We start from the raw sequence: 17,100 nt of genomic DNA on the forward strand, positions 1-17,100 counted from the left end.
GGCCCGTACGCCGGGCGGCGGAGAGTTCAGTCGGCGGGTGCCGGCGGACGCGCGTGGAGATAGGACGCCGAGTGCGTGCGCAGGACCGGCTTCCCCTCCACCGTCAGCTCGGTGTCGACCTCGACCAATGCCCGGTCGCGGTCGTCGAAGGTGACGCCGGTGACGGTGAGTGTCCCGGTCAGCACGTCGCCGGGACGCACGGGCCGGAGAAAGGCGACGTCGCGGATCTCCTTGCCCGCGATCACCGCCCAGTGGTCGTAGACGGCCAGGACACTCAGGCGCTGCATGATCGCGAAACTCTGCACACCGCTGGCGATCAGGCCGCCGTAGGGGCTCGAGGCGGCGATGTCCTCGTCCACATGAAATCCCTGGGGATCCCAGCGCTGCGCGAAGTCGACCAGGTCGTCGGCGGTGAGGGTGTACTCCCCGAGCCGATAGACCCGCCCGACCTCGATGTCGCGACCGTACGCGACGGTCCGGCTGCCGGTCTCCGCGGTCATGCCCGCCCCCTTCCGATGCGGCGGCTGCGCTCGTGGACGCGCCGCAGTCCGTCGAGCGCGAGGTACGGGTGATGTTCGGCGATGGTGCGACACTCGCCCACCATCAGCGGCGCCATGAATCCGGTCGCCACAACGGTCACGTCGGGGCCGTCGAAACCCGGCACGTCGCGCCGGATGCGTTCCACCAGACCGTCGACCTGACCCGCGAAGCCGTAGATGATGCCCGACTGCAACGCCTCGACGGTGTTCTTCCCGATGACGCTGCGCGGCGGCATCAGCTCTACTTTGCGGACGGTGACGGTGTGCTCGCTGAGCGCTTCGACGGAGAGGTCGACGCCCGGGGCGATGACCCCGCCGAGGAACTCGCCCTTGGCCGAGACCGCGTCCACCACGGTCGCGGTGCCGAAGGCGACCACGATGCACGGTCCGCCCGGATAGTTCTCGTGCGCGGCCAGACTGTGGGCCACGCGGTCGGTCCCGACCTCCTTCGGGTTGTCGACCAGCAGCGGCACACCGGTGCGGACCCCCGGTTCGAGCAGCACATGCGGACCGCGCCCGAAGTATCGCGGCAGCATCTCCCGCATCTCACGCAGCAGCGACGGCACGGTCGACAGACCGGCCACGCCCGTCACCTGCTCGATGTCGGGCCCGAGGAGCCCGCGCAGCTGCAAGGCGAACTCGTCGGCGGTCATGTGCGGCTGCGTGTGGATCCGCCAGTCGCGGATCAGTTCCGCGTGGTCGCCGGAACCCGCGAACACCCCGAGATGGATGTTCGTGTTCCCGACGGTGACGGTGAGGAGCACGGGGTCCGCCGGCCTCAGACCGCGGCAGTCGCGAGCCGGCGCGGGTCCTTCAGCCCGGAGCCCTCCGGAACGTCGGCGGGATCGTCGCCCAAGGTGACCGGACGGTTGTCGGCGTCGACGAAGACCACGTGCGGCGCGTACTCGGCGAGCTCGGCTTCGTTCATGATGCCGTAGGCGATGATGATCACCAGGTCACCGGGGTGGACCAGGTGCGCTGCGGCACCGTTGATCCCGATGACACCGCTGCCGCGCTCGCCGGCGATCACATAGGTCTCGAGCCGGTTGCCGTTGTCGATGTCGACGATGCACACCTGCTCGCCCTCCATCAGGTCCGCGGCGTCGAGCAGATCGGCGTCGATGGTCACCGAGCCGACGTAGTGCAGGTCGGCCTGGGTGACGGTCGCGCGATGGATCTTCGACTTCATCATGGTGCGGAACATAGCTGTCCTTACCCTTCTTCTCGCTGCGTGAAGCCGGTGCCGATGGCGACGCCGACGTTGTCGATGAGTCGTGCCGGTCCGACGCGGGCGGCGACCAGAAGTCGGCCGTCACCCTCCTCCGGCGGTTCTTCCAGACCCCGCCCACGCAGTTCGAGGTAGTCGACCTCGATCTGCGGGGCGGTGGCCAAGACGGCGTGTGCCGCGGCGAGGATCGCTTCGCGGCCGCCCTCGGCCGCGTGCGTTCCCGCCAGCAGTGCCGCCGACAGCACGGTCGCGAGTTCGCGATCCTCTGCCGACAGGTAGCGATTGCGCGACGAGAGAGCGAGGCCGTCGGCCTCGCGCACGGTGGGCACCCCGATGATCTCCACGTCCATGTTCAGGTCGTTGACCATCTGGTTGATCAGCACCAACTGCTGGTAGTCCTTCTCTCCGAAGTACGCGGCGTGCGGTGCGACGATGTTGAGCAGTTTGTTGACGACGGTGAGCATGCCGGCGAAATGCGTGGGTCGCGACGCACCCTCGAGGATCGCCCCCGTCTCGCCGGGCTGCACCGTGGTGCGCGGGCCGGTCGGGTACATCGACGACGCCGTGGGCGCGAAGACGAGTTCCACTCCGAGCGGTTCCAGCAGCGCGCAGTCGGCGTCGAAGGTGCGCGGATACGCGTCGAGGTCCTCGCCGGCACCGAACTGCAGCGGATTGACGAAGATCGAGACGACGACGACGTCGCACCGCAGCTTCGCGGTCTTCACCAGCTGGAGGTGCCCCTCGTGCAGCGCCCCCATCGTCGGCACCAGCGCGACACGCTTGCCCGCGGCGCGCAGCGCCTTCGTGACGCGGTGCAACTCGGCCGGGTCGCGATGCACCGTCGTCCGGCCGGGAGCGTAGAGATCGGATGCGGTCACGCGTATTCCTCCAGGAGCTCGTGCATTTCGCGGCTCGCGCCGCTCTGAACGGCGGCCCGCGCCGAGAGCGCACGGTAGCCGTCCACCAGATGACGGTCGGGCAGTGCCGCCAACGCGGCGAGATGGCGACGGACCGCCTCGGTGTCGTCACGCGCCACGGGACCGGTGAGCGCGTCGCCGCCCATCTCGAGCACGTTCTCGAGCGAGGCGCGGACCAGCGGCCCGAGCACTCGCTGCGCGATCCCGGAGTCGGGCCCGTCGACGGTGGCGGTGGCGCTCCGCTCCCCCGCCGGCCCGGTGATGGCCGCAGTTAGTGCGGTCAACGCATCGGTGACCAGCGCGATCAGATTGTTCGCTCCGTGCGCGAGGGCGGCGTGGTACAGGGTTCGGTCGGCCTCGGCGATGCGGACGGGAGTGCCGCCCATCTCGAGCACCAGCGATGCGGCGATGGCGTCGCCGATCTCGTCGGCAGAGGTGATTCCGAAACACGCCGACGCCAGCCGGGCGGTGTCTTCGGACGTGCCGACGAAGGTCATGGCGGGGTGCAGCGCGACGGTGACCAGACCGAGGCGGGCGAGCGGTTCGAGGATCGCCACTCCGTGCGCCCCCGCGGTATGCGCGACGATGATGCCCGGCCGCGGACCGGCGGCGGCGACGGCGTCGACGACGCCGGGCAGTTCCGTGTCCGGAACCGCCAGAATCAGAAGCTGTGAACCGGCGACGACGCCGGACAGATCGAGCACGCGAGCTCGGGGCAGGCGGAGCGCAGCGCGATCGCGCGACTGGGGAGACCGTGCGGTCAGCGAGGTGACATCGTGGCCCGCGGAGGCGAGCGCTTCGCCGAGTGCGGTGCCGACACGACCGGCCGAAATGATTCCGACACGCAGGCGCGCCGGGGCCATCGGTGAACTCACCGCCGTTCCTCCATTCGTTCCAGTCCCGGCTCGTGATCTCGGAGCTTCGGGTACCAGACGTTCGCCACAACGATAGGCGCGCCACGACGGTCGAGGCTACGCGGTGTGACAACTTTCACCGGATCGGCGCCGGCTGTGAAGTTCAGTCGCGGCGGCGTCGGCCCCCGCGACCGCGGTTCTCCGCCGAACTCGCGCGGAGCTGGCTCAGCAGTTCACTGGCCGGACGTCCCGCCGAGTGCGCACCGTCGTCGCTCGACGGTGCCGCACGGCGGCCCTGCGGCTGCGGTTCCGGCTCGGGTGCGGCGGGCTGCTGCGGCGCCGTCGGCGGGACTGCCGGCGGCTCGTAGGCCTGGGCGCCGTAGGCGACCCGCTCGATGGGTCCGGTCTCGGTCTGCGGCTCGGGTGAGGCCGCATCGGCCGGATCGTCGGTGACCACCGGGATGATCTCGGTGAGCTCGCCGGGATCGACCTCTTCGACGTCCTGCGGCTCCTCCGGCACATGCCTGCCCGGGTCCGACGGCGGCGCGGTGGTCGCGAAGTCGCGCTCAGCGGCCACGCGATCGTCGGCCGAAGCCGCCGCGTAGCCCGCTCCGGCGAGTCCCGATCCCAGTTCACGCGGGCGCTCCAGGCCGATCGCCGCACGCATGTCGGGCAGCGGGGTGCCGAGCAGTTGTTCGAGGCTCGCGCGCAGTGCGAGCACCTGCGCCTTGAGTTCTTCCAGTTCGACGTTCGACTCGGCCGCGATCTCCTGGCGGATCGCGGTCTCCACATCCGACTCGTACTGGCGGCGCGCCGCGATCTCGCGCTCCAGCTGAAGCTCGTAGACCAGGCGCAGGTCCCGGCTGCGCGACTCGGCGACGTCGGCCTGCCGCCGGTACTTCGTCACCAGCACGGCGCCGATCACCGCGGCCCACAGCGCCGCGATCACGGCCAACGTGGCGGGAACGGAGAAATTATCACCGATCACCATCAGCAGGCTGGCGACCAGCGCCAGCACGACGAACAAACCGATGAGCCATTGTCCGGCCGACGACGGTCGTCTCTTGGCGGCCTCTTCGGATCGTTCCTTAGTGGTCATGAAGGCAAACTTACCGCCCTTGACACGCCGACAGCCGTCACCGGGTGGCCCGTGTCGGAGAATCAGGCCGGTGCGGGCGGACTGTCGGGTGCGGTCTCGGCATTGTCGGCGGACGGGTCGTCCGGCGCTCGGCAGCAGTGTTCCAGCCACAGTGCCGCGGCTACCAGAACCACGCCCCCGACCAGCCCGACGATGGCTCCGACCCGATCGGCGCGCGCCGCTTCCAGGATCCCGTTCTGCAGGAGGAATACCAGGATTCCGGTCCAACCGCCGGTGGCGACGGCGCCGAGGATCGCCGACGCCTTCGCCAGCGCCACGAGACGCGCGGCGTTGATCGGATGCAACTGCCCCTTGGCCGGGCCGACCTCCTTCTCCGCCACCCGTTTGCGGACGACGAAACCGATCACACCTTCGAGCGCCGCGAGCACGTACAACGAGATGCCCGACAGCCACGGCAGGCTCGGGAAGGCCCCGTAGTTGTAGTGGATGAGGATCCAGAGGGCCACTCCGGCGACCACGGCGACCAGCACCAGATCACGGATTCGGGTGAAGCCGAGCTTGTGACGCTCACCGTCGTCGTCACTGTGGGACGGATCGGGTCCGAGGGGGGTCGGCAGCGTCATCCGAGTTCTCCCGCTCGCCGAACCCCCGCGACCTCGGCAGGATCGAGCGCGGAGACCAGATCGGCCACCGCCCGCACACCGTCGGAGGTCCACAGCCGCGCCTGCGGCTCCACCTCCAGCCACGGCACGAGCACGAACGCGCGGTCGGCCGCCCGCGGATGCGGCAGCGTCAACTCCGGGTCGTCGGAGACGACCGTTTCTCCGTCCACGTCCACCGAGACGACGTCCACGTCGAGCGTGCGCGGCCCCCAGCGCACCTCGCGCACCCGCTGCGCGGACTCTTCGAGCCGCCGGCACAGCTCCAGCCACTCCCGCGGGGTGCGGGCGCCCTCCGCCACCACGGTGATGTTCGCGAAATCGTCCTGCTCCACGCCGCCCCACGGCGGAGTCAGGTACAGCCCCGACACGCGGCGCAGGTCGGCACCGAGCGCCTCGACCACACTCCGCAGGTGCGCGTGGCGATCACCGATGTTGGATCCGGCCGACAGAACCGCGCGCGAGGTCACGACGTCCCCTGTCTAGCGGCGGCCACCGATCGAGTCTTCACCGACCGGCGCGTCACGACGGCGACATCGTCGAAGGCCAGGGGAATCGGCGCGCACGGCTTGTGCACCGTCACCTCGCACGCCGATATGCGCCCATCCTTCATGACGGCGTCGGCGATCTCCGCGCCGACGGTCTCGATGAGATCCCGAGGCGGGCCGGCGACGATGTCGTGCGCCAACTGCGCCAGCGCACCGTAGTCGACGGTGTCGGCGAGGTCGTCGCTGGCCGCGGCCGCCTGCAGATCGAGCCAGAGCGTCACGTCGATGACGAACTCCTGACCGTCGCGGCGCTCATGGTCGAAGACCCCGTGGTTGCCGCGCACACGCAGTCCGCGCAATTCGATGCGATCAGCCATGGTCCCTGCCTCTCCGGCCGCCGCCCCGCCAGGCGAGGGCCACTTCGATGGCGTCGCGGCTGGAGGCGACGTCGTGCACCCGGACTCCCCACGCCCCGCCCGCGGCGGACAGCGCCGAGATCGCCGCGGTGGCCACCTCGCGGCCGCTCGGCGGACGGTCGACGCCGTCGCGCCGGAGAAGGGAACCGAGGAAACGTTTGCGGGAGGCGCCGATCAGGACGGGGAAGCCGAGTCCCACCAGCGTCGGCAGCGCGTGCAGCAGCGCCCAGTTGTGATCGGCGGTCTTGGCGAAACCGAGTCCGGGGTCGAGGACGATCTGATCGGGATCGACGCCCGCCGCGACCGCCGCGTCCACCTGGCCCAACAATTCGCCGGAGACCTCCGCGACCACATCGCGGTATCCGCCGGCCTCGTCCACCCGATGCGTGAAGTGGCGATCGTCGCCGGGTGCGTCGTCGGCCGGGCGCCAGTGCATGAGAATCCAGGGCACGCCCGCCTCGGCCAGCACCGCGCCCATGTCCGGGTCGGCACGACCGCCGGAGACGTCATTGATGATCGCCGCACCGGCTTCGAGCGCATCGGCGGCAACTGCCGCACGCATCGTGTCGACCGACACCCGCGCACCGGCCGCGACCAGCTCGCGGATGACGGGTACGACGCGGGCCGACTCGGTGGCCGGATCGACCCGGACCGCTCCCGGCCTGGTCGATTCGCCACCGACGTCGATGATGTCCGCCCCCGCCTCGAGCAGAGCCACACCGTGCGCCACTGCCCGATCTCGCTGCAGATAGCGGCCGCCGTCGGAGAACGAATCGGCGGTCACGTTCAGCACCCCCATGACGAGGGTGCGATCGAGCTCGTCGGTCTCCGAACTCACCGGACGCTGCGGGCTCACCGCGTTATGAGGTCGAGTGCTTCGCCGCGGGAGACCGCACTGGTCTTGAACAGGCCGCGCACGGCCGACGTGGTGGTCCGGGCGCCCGGCTTGCGGATGCCGCGCATCGCCATGCACAGATGCTCCGCTTCGATCACCACGATGACGCCGCGCGGGTTCAGCTTGCGGACCAGGGCGTCGGCGATCTGACTGGTGAGCCGTTCCTGCACCTGAGGGCGCTTGGCGTACAGGTCGACGACGCGTGCCAGCTTCGACAACCCCGTCACCTGACCGGTCTCGCCCGGGATGTAGCCGACGTGCGCCACACCGTGGAAGGAGACCAGGTGATGCTCGCACGTCGAGTACATCGGGATGTCCTTGACCAGCACCAGCTCCTCGTGGTCTTCGTCGAAGACCGTCGCGAGCACCTCGTCGGGATCGGTGTAGAGGCCCGCGAACATCTCGCGGTAGGCGTTCGCCACACGCGTCGGCGTCCGCTTGAGCCCCTCGCGGTCCGGGTCCTCGCCGACGGCGAGCAGCAGTTCCCGAACCGCGGCCTCGGCGCGGGCCTGATCGAAGACCCGCTCGCCGGCCGCCGCCGGTACGCCCAGCGCGTCGACGGCGTGCTCGTTCAGATCACCGTCGTGATCGATGCTGCTGGTGGTCATCTCCCCCTGCTCTCCGTTCACTGGACTCCGGCGTTCAACTCGCGTCTCCTTCACTGACCGTCGCGCGAATCATCTGCCGGCGGCCAACCGGGTGCCGACCAGTCGCGGGGAGCGCCGTAATCCGGCCGAGTACCGTGGCCGTGCCCCTGCCCGGGCTGCTGATCGGAGCCGGGCGTCCCGTACTGGCGCGGTCCGTCGTGCGGTGCCCCGTACTGCGGCGCCCCATAGTGGGTTCCGCCGTTCTGGTGCGGCGCGTTCGGTTCCGGCGGCCCGGACGGCTGCTGACCGTAGGGCGTGCCGTACTGCGGTGCCTGCGCGTGAGGCGGAGCACCGTACTGCACCGGCTGACCGAAAGCGGGCGCCGCCGGATCGGCCTGGCGGGCCGGAACCGGTACCGGCTCCTCCACCGGCGGCCACGGCTCGCCGCGCTCGGCCGCCAACTCGCCGGGAGTCTTGATCGGCGGTTTGGTGCTCGGGATCCGCTCACCGAAGATGTCGAACTTGGTGATGCGCGGGCGCTTGCCCACCTCCCCGAGGATCGCCTCGAGATCCTTGCGGACCAGGGTCTCCTTCTCCAGCAGAGCGCCGGCCAGCACGTCCAGCACGTCGCGGTACTGGTTCAGGATCGACCACGCCTCGGTGTGCGCGGCCTCGATCAGATTCCGTACCTCGTCGTCGATCTCCGCGGCGACGCCCACCGAGTAGTCCGGTGTCGACCCCATGCCGCGGCCGAGGAACGGATCGCCCTGCTCCTGGCCGTAGCGGACGGCGCCGAGCTTCGCACTCATGCCGTACTCGGTGACCATCGCCCGCGCGATCTTGGTGGCCTGGTCGATGTCGGAGCTGGCTCCAGTGGTGGGCTCGTGGAAGACGAGCTCCTCGGCGGCACGACCGCCCATGGCCATCACCAGCCGGGCGATCATCTCCGATCGGGTCATCAGGTCCTTGTCCTGCTCCGGAACGGCCAGGGCGTGTACGCCGGTACGTCCGCGGGCCAGGATGGTGACCTTGTAGATCGGATCGAGGTCGGGCATCGCCCACGCGGCGAGCGTGTGACCGCTCTCGTGGTAGGCGACGACCTTCTTCTCGTGCTCGCTGATGATCCGGCTCTTGCGGCGCGGGCCGCCGATCACGCGGTCGACGGCCTCCTCCAGCGCCTCGCCGGTGATGACCGTCTTGTTCTCGCGCGCCGTCAACAGCGCCGACTCGTTGATGACGTTCGCGAGATCGGCACCGGACATGCCCGGGGTGCGCTTGGCGAGCCCGTCGAGGTCGGCGTCCGGCGCGATCGGCTTGCCCTTCGCGTGCACGGCGAGGATCGCCTTGCGCCCGGCGATGTCGGGGTTGCCGACCGGGATCTGGCGGTCGAAGCGGCCGGGACGCAGCAGCGCCGGGTCGAGGATGTCGGGCCGGTTGGTCGCGGCCATGACGATGACGCCGGAACGGTCACCGAAACCGTCCATCTCGACGAGCAGCTGGTTCAGCGTCTGCTCGCGCTCGTCGTGCCCGCCGCCGAGCCCGGCGCCGCGCTGTCGGCCCACCGCGTCGATCTCGTCGACGAAGATGATGCACGGGCTGTTCTGCTTGGCCTGTTCGAACAGGTCACGCACACGCGAGGCGCCGACACCGACGAACATCTCCACGAAGTCCGAGCCGGAGATCGTGAAGAAGGGCACGCCGGCCTCGCCGGCCACGGCGCGCGCGAGCAGCGTCTTACCGGTGCCGGGCGGACCGTACAGCAGCACACCCTTCGGGATCTTGGCGCCGAGTGCCTGGTATCGAGCCGGGTTCTGCAGGAAGTCGCGGATCTCGTCGAGTTCCTCGACGGCCTCGTCCGCACCCGCCACATCGGCGAAGGTGGTCTTCGGCATGTCCTTGCTGAGCTGTTTGGCCTTCGACTTCCCGAAGCCCATCACCCCGCCGCGTCCACCCTGCATCCGGCTCATCACGAAGAAGAAGAGCCCGAAGAGGATCACCATCGGCAGGACGAAGATCAGGATCGACTGCCAGATCCCGGAGTCCTTGGTGACGTTCGTCTGGTACTCGGACCCGGTGTCGACCACGGCGTTGAAGATCCGGCTGGTGACGCCGGCCGGGTACTGGGTCGAGATCTTGCTGGCCTCGGAGTCCCCGACCTTGATCGGATCCTTCAGTTCGATGCGGAGCCGCTGCTCCCGGTCATCGATCTGGATCGACTTGGTGTTCTTCTTGTCCAGCTGGGCCATTGCGACCGACGTGTCGACATCGGTGTACTCGCGATCGGAATTCCGCATCATGCTGAAGCCCCAGATGGCGAACAGAATGACGGCCACGATGGCCAGATTCCGGAACAGTGTCTTGCGATTCATGCGTGTACGCGTGGGCGCGGGTCGTTGTGTTCGGTGTTCACCACGCCGCCGTGCCCATTTGTCCTTCCCGTCGGCTCGAAATACGAGGCTACCTGTAGAGGGCCGGATCGTCGCCGCCGTACGGCCTGCTCCGTCGAGCCCCGGCCCGGGTTGCCGGCTGAAGACTCAACGTCGCAGGTGGTCCGGTTGTTCCGCCGACCGTGCCGCGGCCACCCGATCAGGACGAGTAGACCGACGGATGGAGCCTGCCGACGTACGGCAGGTCGCGGTAGCGCTCGGCGTAGTCGAGTCCGTATCCGACGACGAACTCGTTGGGGATGTCGAAGCCGACGTCGGCCACGTCGAGCGTGGCCCGCACCGCGTCGGGCTTGCGGAGCAGCGTCACCACCTCGAGCGAACGCGGCGAACGCGTCGCGAGGTTCTTGATGAGCCACGAGAGCGTGAGGCCCGAGTCGATGATGTCTTCGACGATCAGCACATCCCGGTCGGTGATGTCGCGGTCCAGGTCCTTGAGGATGCGCACCACCCCGGACGAGGAGGTCGACGAACCGTAACTCGAGACGGCCATGAACTCGAGCTGCGACGGGATCGGCAGGGCGCGGGCGAAGTCGGTCATGAACATCACGGCGCCCTTGAGGACTCCGATCAAGACCAGATCGTCCGGAGCGTTCCGATACCGGTCGCCCACCGCACGGGCCATCTCCACCGTTCGAGCACGGATCTGTTCCTGGGTGATCAGGACTTCTTCGATGTCGTCGCCATAGCTGTCGTCGCGCTCCACCCCTATAGCTTCGCACGGCCCGCGGCGCCGGTGAGTCCGGGTTCTCGATGAGCGAACTGTGGAAGTGAGTGCGGGAGGAGGACCGGAGCGCGTCCGCAGCGGCGATTCTGTGACACAAGTGACGCGTTTCTCACGCATTCTGCGCATACCTGGTCCGGATCGCCCTGTTCGCGCCCTTAGTAGTGGAACGTTGTCGCGACCGAGCCTCGTGGCGGCGACGTCATCGAACCACCTGGAAAGAAGTACGAGCATGTCTGTCCGAAACGCACCGCGGGCGATCATCGCGGTCATCGCTGCCGTCGCCGCGGTACTCCCCTTCCTCGCCGCGCCCGCGCACGCGGCGCCGAACGACCCTCGGCCGCACGCCCGAGTGCAGTCGAGCCGCGACCACGTCATCGTCACAGTCGCCAACGCCTCGGTCAGCCGCGAGGACGACACCCTGATGCTTCGAGACCGTTCCGGACGGGTGCTCGAACGGTTCCCCCTCACGTTCATCGCGCCCGATGACCGCACGTACCCCATCGACGCCGATGTCTCCGGACGCACCGTGCGACTGACCCCGTCCAGGGACCTCGCGCGGTCGTCGCGGACCGACGCGGCGCTTCTGGAGAAGGTCCGCGTCGCCGACGCCAACGGCTACAAGAGCAAGGACGAACGCGACGACGCCGCTTTGTCGCGCCTGAGCCGCGAAGTGACCACCGGCGCCACCGTCTCGACCGTGATCGGCGCCGCCTTGGGCGCAGTCCTCGGAGGTGCGGCCGGCTGCCTGTTCGGCCTCGCGGCGGGACCGCTCGGGTGCTTCTTCGCCGGAGTGCCGCTCGGCGCGACCGCCGGCGCCGGTCTCGGTGTGATCATCTCGGGCGGCGTCGCCGGGGCGGCCGTGCTCCACTACTTCGACACCGTCAACCGGCCCTTCAAGGACCTCACGCCGCCGACGTCCACGTCGCCCTCCACAACGGCACGCGCGTCGTCGGCCACTCCCTCCAAACACTGATCCGTCAGCACTGACTCGGCGACCGCCGAGCCGACCGCGGCCCGCCCGGCTATCCGGGCGGGCCGCTCGGCGTCGTCCGAAGGAACCCTTTTGGCGTATCCCCCGTCACATAAGTCACAGTGTGTGCCGTTCTGGCACATATTTGTCGGGGAAGTCTTAGTTTTCTCTCAGCTCAGTTGCGATCCGGCGTCGAGACCGTCACTTCCGGTGCCGGGTCACGATCGGGGGTTCCGGGCTCACAGCCAGTCACATGAGAGGGAGTCATGTCTCTTCGCACATCACTACGCAGCGTCTTCATCGCCTTACTCGCGCTCGCCACGGCCTTGCCGTTCCTGGCGTCGCCCGCGCATGCCGTACCGCAGCAGCCACGCGCACAGGTCCAGCGCAACGCCAACGACGTCACCGTCAAAGTCTTCGGGGCAACGGTCGCCGTGGAGGGCGGCAACCTGGTGTTCCGTAACGCGTCCGGCAAAGCGCTCGACGTGGTTCCGCTGACTTACGTCGGCAAGGACGCCCGGACGTACCCGATCGACGCGACGGTCAAGGGCGACGTCGCCACGCTGGTGCCGTCGAAGGACGCGGCGCGGTCGACGACCACACCGGCGAGCGTCCTGGAAGCGGGTAAGAAGCCGGCTCAGCGGGTCATCTGCGGACCGCAGACCCGCAAGCAGCGCGATAAGGAAGCGCTGGACCAGATGAACTCCGAGCTCGGCACCGCGGCCACCATCGGCGGCATCGCAGGCGCGATCATCGGCGCGGTCCTCGGCCTCATCCTCGGAGCCGGTAATCCGGGGATCGCCTTCATCGCGGGCCCGGTCGGCGCACTGCTCGGTGCAGGAGGCGCGGTCGCGGGTGCCGCCATCAACGGCACGTTCGCCCGCTACTTCAACACCATCCACAGCCCGTTCAAGCCCAAGGTCTGCAACATCTGACTCATCTCGGTACTCGCTTCACCGTGAGCTCTTGAGCCCGCCTCGTCACGACGAGGCGGGCTCGCTCGTCGCCGCCCACCGCGACCGGCCCCTGTCCGCGCCAGTCCGTGATGAGCGCGTCCACGGCACGGACAACCCGGTAGACGGGTTCGTTCGCCCCCACCGATCGGAGCCACCCGCGGAGCACGCGGGTCCGCAGCGCGGCCGGGGCCGAGCGCAGCGGTTCCACGTCCAGCACCCGGCCGTAGGCACACTCTTCCAGCAGTTCGGTGGCCGGTGGGTCGAGTGCGTCGGCGTCGTCCTGCAGCTGCGACGCGGTGCGCGCGAGTGACTCGGCGGCACCGCCTCCGATGACCTCGTCGAGCAGAGGCAGCACCTCCTTGCGTATCCGCACCCTGGTGAACCGGGGATCATCGTTGTGCGGATCGTCCCAGACCGGGAGTCGCCACCCGGCGCAGGCCTCGCGGGTGTCCGCACGCCGCACGCCGAGCAGCGGCCGTCCCCAGGGCGCGGACCACTCCCGCATCCCGGCGATCGACCGGGCCCCGGAACCTCGGGCCAGCCCGAGCAGGACCGTCTCGGCCTGGTCGTCGAGCGTGTGGCCCAGCAGTACGGGCCGGGCGTCGCGGGCCTCACCGAGCGCCGCGTACCGCGCGCGACGCGCGGCCGCCTCGAGTCCCCCCGCACCCTCCACGGTCACCTCGCGGACCTCGGCCGAGGCACCCAGTTCGCGGGCCGTCTCGGCGGCTCGCGCGGCCACGGCGGCCGAGCCGGTCTGCAGCCGATGGTCGATCACCACCGCGTGCACGGTGAGGCCGGCCCGGATCGCGGCGGCCGTCAGAGCGAGTGAGTCCGCACCGCCGGACAGCGCGACGCACACCGCGTCGTCGTCCAGGTGCCGATCGGCGAAACCGCGGACCGCGCCGATCAGCGTCTGCTGCGCTCGCCTGGTCATCGCCGCTAGCCGAGCACCCGCTCGATCCAGTCGTCCGGCGCGTCGATCTCCGACATGAGCGGCATCGTCTCGGGCGACGACCAGACGGTGTTGAACCGGTCCATTCCGACGCGGTCGACCACATGGTCCACGAAAGCCTTGCCCCGCACATACTGCGCCATCTTCGCGTCCATCCCGATCAGCGCGCGGATGAGCCGCTGCAGCGGATTCCGGGGCGCCTTGCGACGCTGGTCGAAGGCCGCGCGGATGGTCGCCACCGTCGGCACCTGCGCCGGACCGACAGCGTCCATGACGTGATCGGCATGTCCTTCGAGCAGCGTTCCGAGCACCAGTACTCGCTCGAACGCCGCGTACTGTTCGGGCGACTGCAGCAGTTGCATGAGACCGATCACGCCCTTTTCGCGCGGCTTGCCGCTGCGGACCGACTCGGTGATCCGGGTGACGAGCTCGGCCACCGACTCGTCGCCTTCGCCGGTTAGCGCTCCGACGTTGGTCCTCATGTAGTCGGCGAGCCACGGGTTCGCCGAGAACTGCACCCGGTGGGTCACCTCATGCAGGCAGACCCACAACCGGAAGTCGGACGGATCCACGCGGAGCTGACGTTCCACCGCGATGATGTTCGGAGCCACCAGCATCAGCACGCCCGGTTCCCCGGTCTGCGGATCGGGACTGAATGGGTCGTACTGACCCAGAATCGCGCTCGAGAGGAAGGCCAGCAAACCTCCGGCCTGCACTCCCGCGATCCGTCCGGTGAAACCGGGCCGGTGCGGGCGGACCTCCGGTTGCTGCGTGGCCGCATCGTCCGGACCGAGCATCGCCGGCATCGAGCGCGCGGCGGCGTCGATCCACCCCGATCGGTCCAGGATCTGCGCGGCGGGGACGGCGAGTCCGTCGGCAAGACCCGTGACCTCCCGTACCGGGCCCTCCGCACGCACCGCCGCGTCCGACAGTTCGGCGTACGCCTGGTCGGAGGTGTAGCGCGTGATCCGCGGGCCGGGCCGGGCGACTCGCTTACCCACCGTGGCGGCCAGGCCCCAGTCGATGTTCTCAACCGGCGTGGCGGAGGACTCGTCGGAAGCCGAGTGCTCGGGAACGTTCATTGATCTTCCTTCCGGTCGGTCAGCCGCGGCAGCCGCAGTCGCGGAGCGCCCCGACCACCGCGTCCACGGCCGGACGCGCGTCGGCCGGCGAGGTCCCGCCGGAGATCATCGCGAACGCCAGGACTCTGCCGTCGACCGTCTGCACTGTTCCGGTCAACGAACTGACGCCGGTCAGTGTTCCGGTCTTGCCGCGAACCCATCCCGCCCCGTCGGTCGACGCCGGGAAGAACCGGTCGGCCAGGGTTCCGGTGCCGTGAGCGACGGGCAGCGAGTCGAGCAGCGAGCGCAGCTTCGGCCGCCCGTCCCCGGCGGCCGCCGACATCAGTTCGTCGAGCAGCGACGCGGGCACGCGATCGGAGTACGAGAGGCCCGAGGAATCCACCAGCGTCGCATCCCCCACATCGAAACCGTTGGTGCGGAGGGTCTTCAAGACCGCCTGCGCTCCGCCCGAGATGCTCGGCTCACCGCCGGTCGCCTCCGCCAGCTCGATGCCGAGCGACTCGGCGAGAACGTTGTCGCTGTACCGCATCATGTCGCCGACCCGGACCGTCAACGGTGCCGACTTCACCGAGGCGATCACCGGCGCACCCGACGGGGCCGTGGTCTCGGCGACCGGGCTGTTGAGTCCGAGCGCCTCGGCGAGTGCGCGGCCGGCGGCGAGCGCCGGCTGATCGGTGCGCGGCGAGTACTCGTCGTTCGGCTTGAGTCGGCCGCCGTCGACCATCAGCGACTCGATCGGCGTGATGTCGCCGCCCTCGATGTCCCGACGGTCCCAGGTCTTCTGCATCGTCGGGCCGGTGAACAGCGAGGTGTCGACGGCGATGGACGTGACGTGCCTGCCGCTCCGCTTGATCTGCTCGGCCAGATCGGAGATCCGGCCGGGCGAGGAGTAGAACGACGGCTCGCCCGCAGGCGTCGACGTCAGAGTCGGATCGCCCGCTCCCACCAGGATCGCTTCACCGTTCGCGCCGAAGACCACCTCGGTGGTGACGCGCGAATCGTGCGGCAGGGCCAGCAGCACGGCCGATGCGGTGAGGATCTTGGCGTTGGAGGCGGGCACACGTGGTTCGTCGGCGCCCTGCGACCACAGCACTTTGCCGGTCAACGGGTCGGACACCTGCCCGGTCAGTTTGCCCAGTGCCGGATCCTTCAAGGGCTTCGCCAGCTGCTTCGCGACCCCCGCGGCCGTCGGGACCGGCGCGTTCGGCGACACCGGAACGATGGCGGGATCCAGCGACGCCGCGACCGGTCGCGCGGGAGTTCCGGGCGGAACCGGATCGGCCCGGTTCTGGTAGAGCCACCAACCGACGCCCGCGCCCGCCACCAGCACCATCACCAGCACGACGATCAGGATCCAGCGCAGCACTCTGCGCGGCCGCCGGGCGGCGGGACTTGTCGGCTGGGCCACGTATCCTCCGGTCTGCGGTCTGCGTTCGACGGTGTTAACAGTATCCTTGACAGCCGTTGAAGCAATTTCCGGACAGTCCGTCAGCAACGCCAGGAGGCAGCATGGAGTTCGAAGTCACCGTCGAGATCCCCAAGGGTGGCCGCAACAAGTACGAGGTCGATCACGAGACGGGCAAGGTCTACCTCGACCGCTACCTGTACACGCCGATGGGCTACCCGGCCGACTACGGCTACATCGACCACACCCTGGGCGAGGACGGCGATCCGCTGGACGCGATGGTGCTGCTCACGGAGTCGGTGTTCCCGGGTGTCATCGTGAAGGCGCGGATCGTCGGCATGTACACGATGACCGACGAGGCAGGCGGCGACGACAAGCTGCTCGCCGTTCCGGCCGGCGACCCGCGCTGGGACCACATCCAGGACATCGACGATGTCAGTGAGTTCGAACTCAACGCCATCTCGCACTTCTTCGAGCACTACAAGGATCTCGAGCCGGGCAAGGAAGTGACCCCCGGCGGCTGGGTCGGCAAGGCCGAGGCGGCCAAGGTGGCCCAGGCGGCTGTCGACCGCTACCAGGGCTGATCCCTCCCCGCACAGACCGAAGAGGAGCAGAGCGCACCCGCGCCCTGCTCCTCTTCCGTCTGCGGCCCGTCCCCCGTTTCGACTCGCTGCGCTCGCTCAACAAGCCTGGGAAAAGCCACCCAGCCCCCAGGCTCATCGAGTAAGCCAGCGAGCGCAGCGAGCACGCGCATCGAGACCCCACACCGTTTCGACTCGCTGCGCTCGCTCAACAAGCCTGGTGAGAACGCTCGCTCAACAAGCCTGAGAAAAGCCACCCAGCCCCCAGGCTCATCGAGTAAGCGAGCGAGCGCAGCGAGCA

19 protein-coding genes are annotated in these 17,100 nt (G+C 69.2%); 3 read left to right on the forward strand and 16 right to left on the reverse strand.

Translation table 11 applies throughout. The annotated features are described in order from the left end of the window. Positions 1-26 precede the first annotated feature (26 nt). The 13 genes from P5P27_RS16400 to hpt all read right to left on the reverse strand — a co-directional run bounded on the left by P5P27_RS16400 (position 27) and on the right by hpt (position 10,832). Positions 27-500 carry a MaoC/PaaZ C-terminal domain-containing protein gene (locus P5P27_RS16400; RefSeq protein ID WP_006896182.1) on the reverse strand — a complete coding sequence of 158 codons (474 nt, stop codon included), beginning with the start codon at positions 498-500 and terminating at the stop codon, positions 27-29. Beyond that, positions 497-1,303: a type III pantothenate kinase gene (locus tag P5P27_RS16405; RefSeq protein WP_006896181.1), complete on the reverse strand. Its 807-nt coding sequence runs from the start codon at positions 1,301-1,303 to the stop codon at positions 497-499. Before P5P27_RS16405 ends, P5P27_RS16400 begins: the two co-directional genes overlap by 4 nt. A 14-nt stretch (positions 1,304-1,317) precedes the next feature. Next, positions 1,318-1,743: an aspartate 1-decarboxylase gene (gene panD / locus P5P27_RS16410; protein WP_006896180.1), complete on the reverse strand. Its 426-nt coding sequence runs from the start codon at positions 1,741-1,743 to the stop codon at positions 1,318-1,320. An 8-nt stretch (positions 1,744-1,751) separates the two neighbouring features. Beyond that, positions 1,752-2,645 carry a pantoate--beta-alanine ligase gene (gene panC, locus P5P27_RS16415; protein ID WP_278125047.1) on the reverse strand — a complete coding sequence of 298 codons (894 nt, stop codon included), beginning with the start codon at positions 2,643-2,645 and terminating at the stop codon, positions 1,752-1,754. Continuing rightward, on the reverse strand, positions 2,642-3,547 hold the full coding sequence (locus P5P27_RS16420) for a Rossmann-like and DUF2520 domain-containing protein (RefSeq protein WP_411815892.1): 906 nt from the start codon (positions 3,545-3,547) through the stop codon (positions 2,642-2,644). Before P5P27_RS16420 ends, panC begins: the two co-directional genes overlap by 4 nt. Positions 3,548-3,701: 154 nt before the next feature. Next, positions 3,702-4,637 carry a DUF6779 domain-containing protein gene (locus tag P5P27_RS16425; protein ID WP_006896177.1) on the reverse strand — a complete coding sequence of 312 codons (936 nt, stop codon included), beginning with the start codon at positions 4,635-4,637 and terminating at the stop codon, positions 3,702-3,704. A gap of 62 nt (positions 4,638-4,699) precedes the next feature. Then, positions 4,700-5,260, reverse strand: coding sequence for a DUF3180 domain-containing protein (locus P5P27_RS16430; protein WP_278125052.1), 561 nt, complete (start codon positions 5,258-5,260; stop codon positions 4,700-4,702). Next, on the reverse strand, positions 5,257-5,766 hold the full coding sequence (gene folK, locus P5P27_RS16435) for a 2-amino-4-hydroxy-6-hydroxymethyldihydropteridine diphosphokinase (RefSeq protein ID WP_006896175.1): 510 nt from the start codon (positions 5,764-5,766) through the stop codon (positions 5,257-5,259). The genes P5P27_RS16430 and folK overlap by 4 nt, the downstream gene beginning before the upstream one ends. Beyond that, a complete protein-coding gene (gene folB, locus P5P27_RS16440) occupies positions 5,763-6,161 on the reverse strand; it encodes a dihydroneopterin aldolase (protein WP_006896174.1) in 399 nt (132 codons plus the stop codon). Before folB ends, folK begins: the two co-directional genes overlap by 4 nt. Further along, positions 6,154-6,999, reverse strand: a complete 846-nt coding sequence (folP, locus tag P5P27_RS16445; RefSeq protein ID WP_045539927.1) for a dihydropteroate synthase — start codon at positions 6,997-6,999, stop codon at positions 6,154-6,156. Before folP ends, folB begins: the two co-directional genes overlap by 8 nt. A gap of 53 nt (positions 7,000-7,052) precedes the next feature. Further along, positions 7,053-7,703: a GTP cyclohydrolase I FolE gene (folE, locus tag P5P27_RS16450; protein ID WP_231650312.1), complete on the reverse strand. Its 651-nt coding sequence runs from the start codon at positions 7,701-7,703 to the stop codon at positions 7,053-7,055. Between the two features lie 50 nt (positions 7,704-7,753). Next, positions 7,754-10,051 carry an ATP-dependent zinc metalloprotease FtsH gene (gene ftsH, locus P5P27_RS16455; RefSeq protein ID WP_278125056.1) on the reverse strand — a complete coding sequence of 766 codons (2,298 nt, stop codon included), beginning with the start codon at positions 10,049-10,051 and terminating at the stop codon, positions 7,754-7,756. Between the two features lie 217 nt (positions 10,052-10,268). Continuing rightward, positions 10,269-10,832 (reverse strand): hypoxanthine phosphoribosyltransferase, encoded by a 564-nt coding sequence (hpt, locus tag P5P27_RS16460; protein ID WP_006896170.1) that lies wholly within the window; start codon positions 10,830-10,832, stop codon positions 10,269-10,271. Positions 10,833-11,082: 250 nt separating this feature from the next. Here hpt and P5P27_RS16465 point away from each other — a divergent pair, with 250 nt between their 5' ends. Next, positions 11,083-11,826 carry a DUF456 domain-containing protein gene (locus P5P27_RS16465; protein WP_278125059.1) on the forward strand — a complete coding sequence of 248 codons (744 nt, stop codon included), beginning with the start codon at positions 11,083-11,085 and terminating at the stop codon, positions 11,824-11,826. 263 nt (positions 11,827-12,089) lie between these two features. Next, entirely contained in the window at positions 12,090-12,758 is a 669-nt protein-coding gene (locus P5P27_RS16470) for a DUF8020 domain-containing protein (RefSeq protein ID WP_278125061.1), read from the forward strand. Between the two features lies 1 nt (position 12,759). Here the strand turns inward: P5P27_RS16470 and tilS are convergent, their stop codons facing one another. The 3 genes from tilS to dacB are packed head-to-tail and all read right to left on the reverse strand — an operon-like array spanning position 12,760 to position 16,146. Further along, on the reverse strand, positions 12,760-13,713 hold the full coding sequence (gene tilS / locus P5P27_RS16475; RefSeq protein WP_278125062.1) for a tRNA lysidine(34) synthetase TilS: 954 nt from the start codon (positions 13,711-13,713) through the stop codon (positions 12,760-12,762). A gap of 5 nt (positions 13,714-13,718) precedes the next feature. Next, on the reverse strand, positions 13,719-14,813 hold the full coding sequence (locus tag P5P27_RS16480) for a zinc-dependent metalloprotease (RefSeq protein ID WP_278125064.1): 1,095 nt from the start codon (positions 14,811-14,813) through the stop codon (positions 13,719-13,721). Positions 14,814-14,832: 19 nt separating this feature from the next. Next, a complete protein-coding gene (gene dacB / locus P5P27_RS16485) occupies positions 14,833-16,146 on the reverse strand; it encodes a D-alanyl-D-alanine carboxypeptidase/D-alanyl-D-alanine endopeptidase (protein ID WP_278127457.1) in 1,314 nt (437 codons plus the stop codon). Positions 16,147-16,322: 176 nt separating this feature from the next. On the opposite strand from dacB, the gene P5P27_RS16490 reads away from it, so the two are divergent. Further along, on the forward strand, positions 16,323-16,802 hold the full coding sequence (locus tag P5P27_RS16490; protein ID WP_006896164.1) for an inorganic diphosphatase: 480 nt from the start codon (positions 16,323-16,325) through the stop codon (positions 16,800-16,802). The last annotated feature ends 298 nt before the right edge of the window (positions 16,803-17,100 follow it).

It is taken from the genome of Gordonia sihwensis (assembly GCF_029632925.1).
GTDB classification, from domain to species: domain Bacteria; phylum Actinomycetota; class Actinomycetes; order Mycobacteriales; family Mycobacteriaceae; genus Gordonia; species Gordonia sihwensis.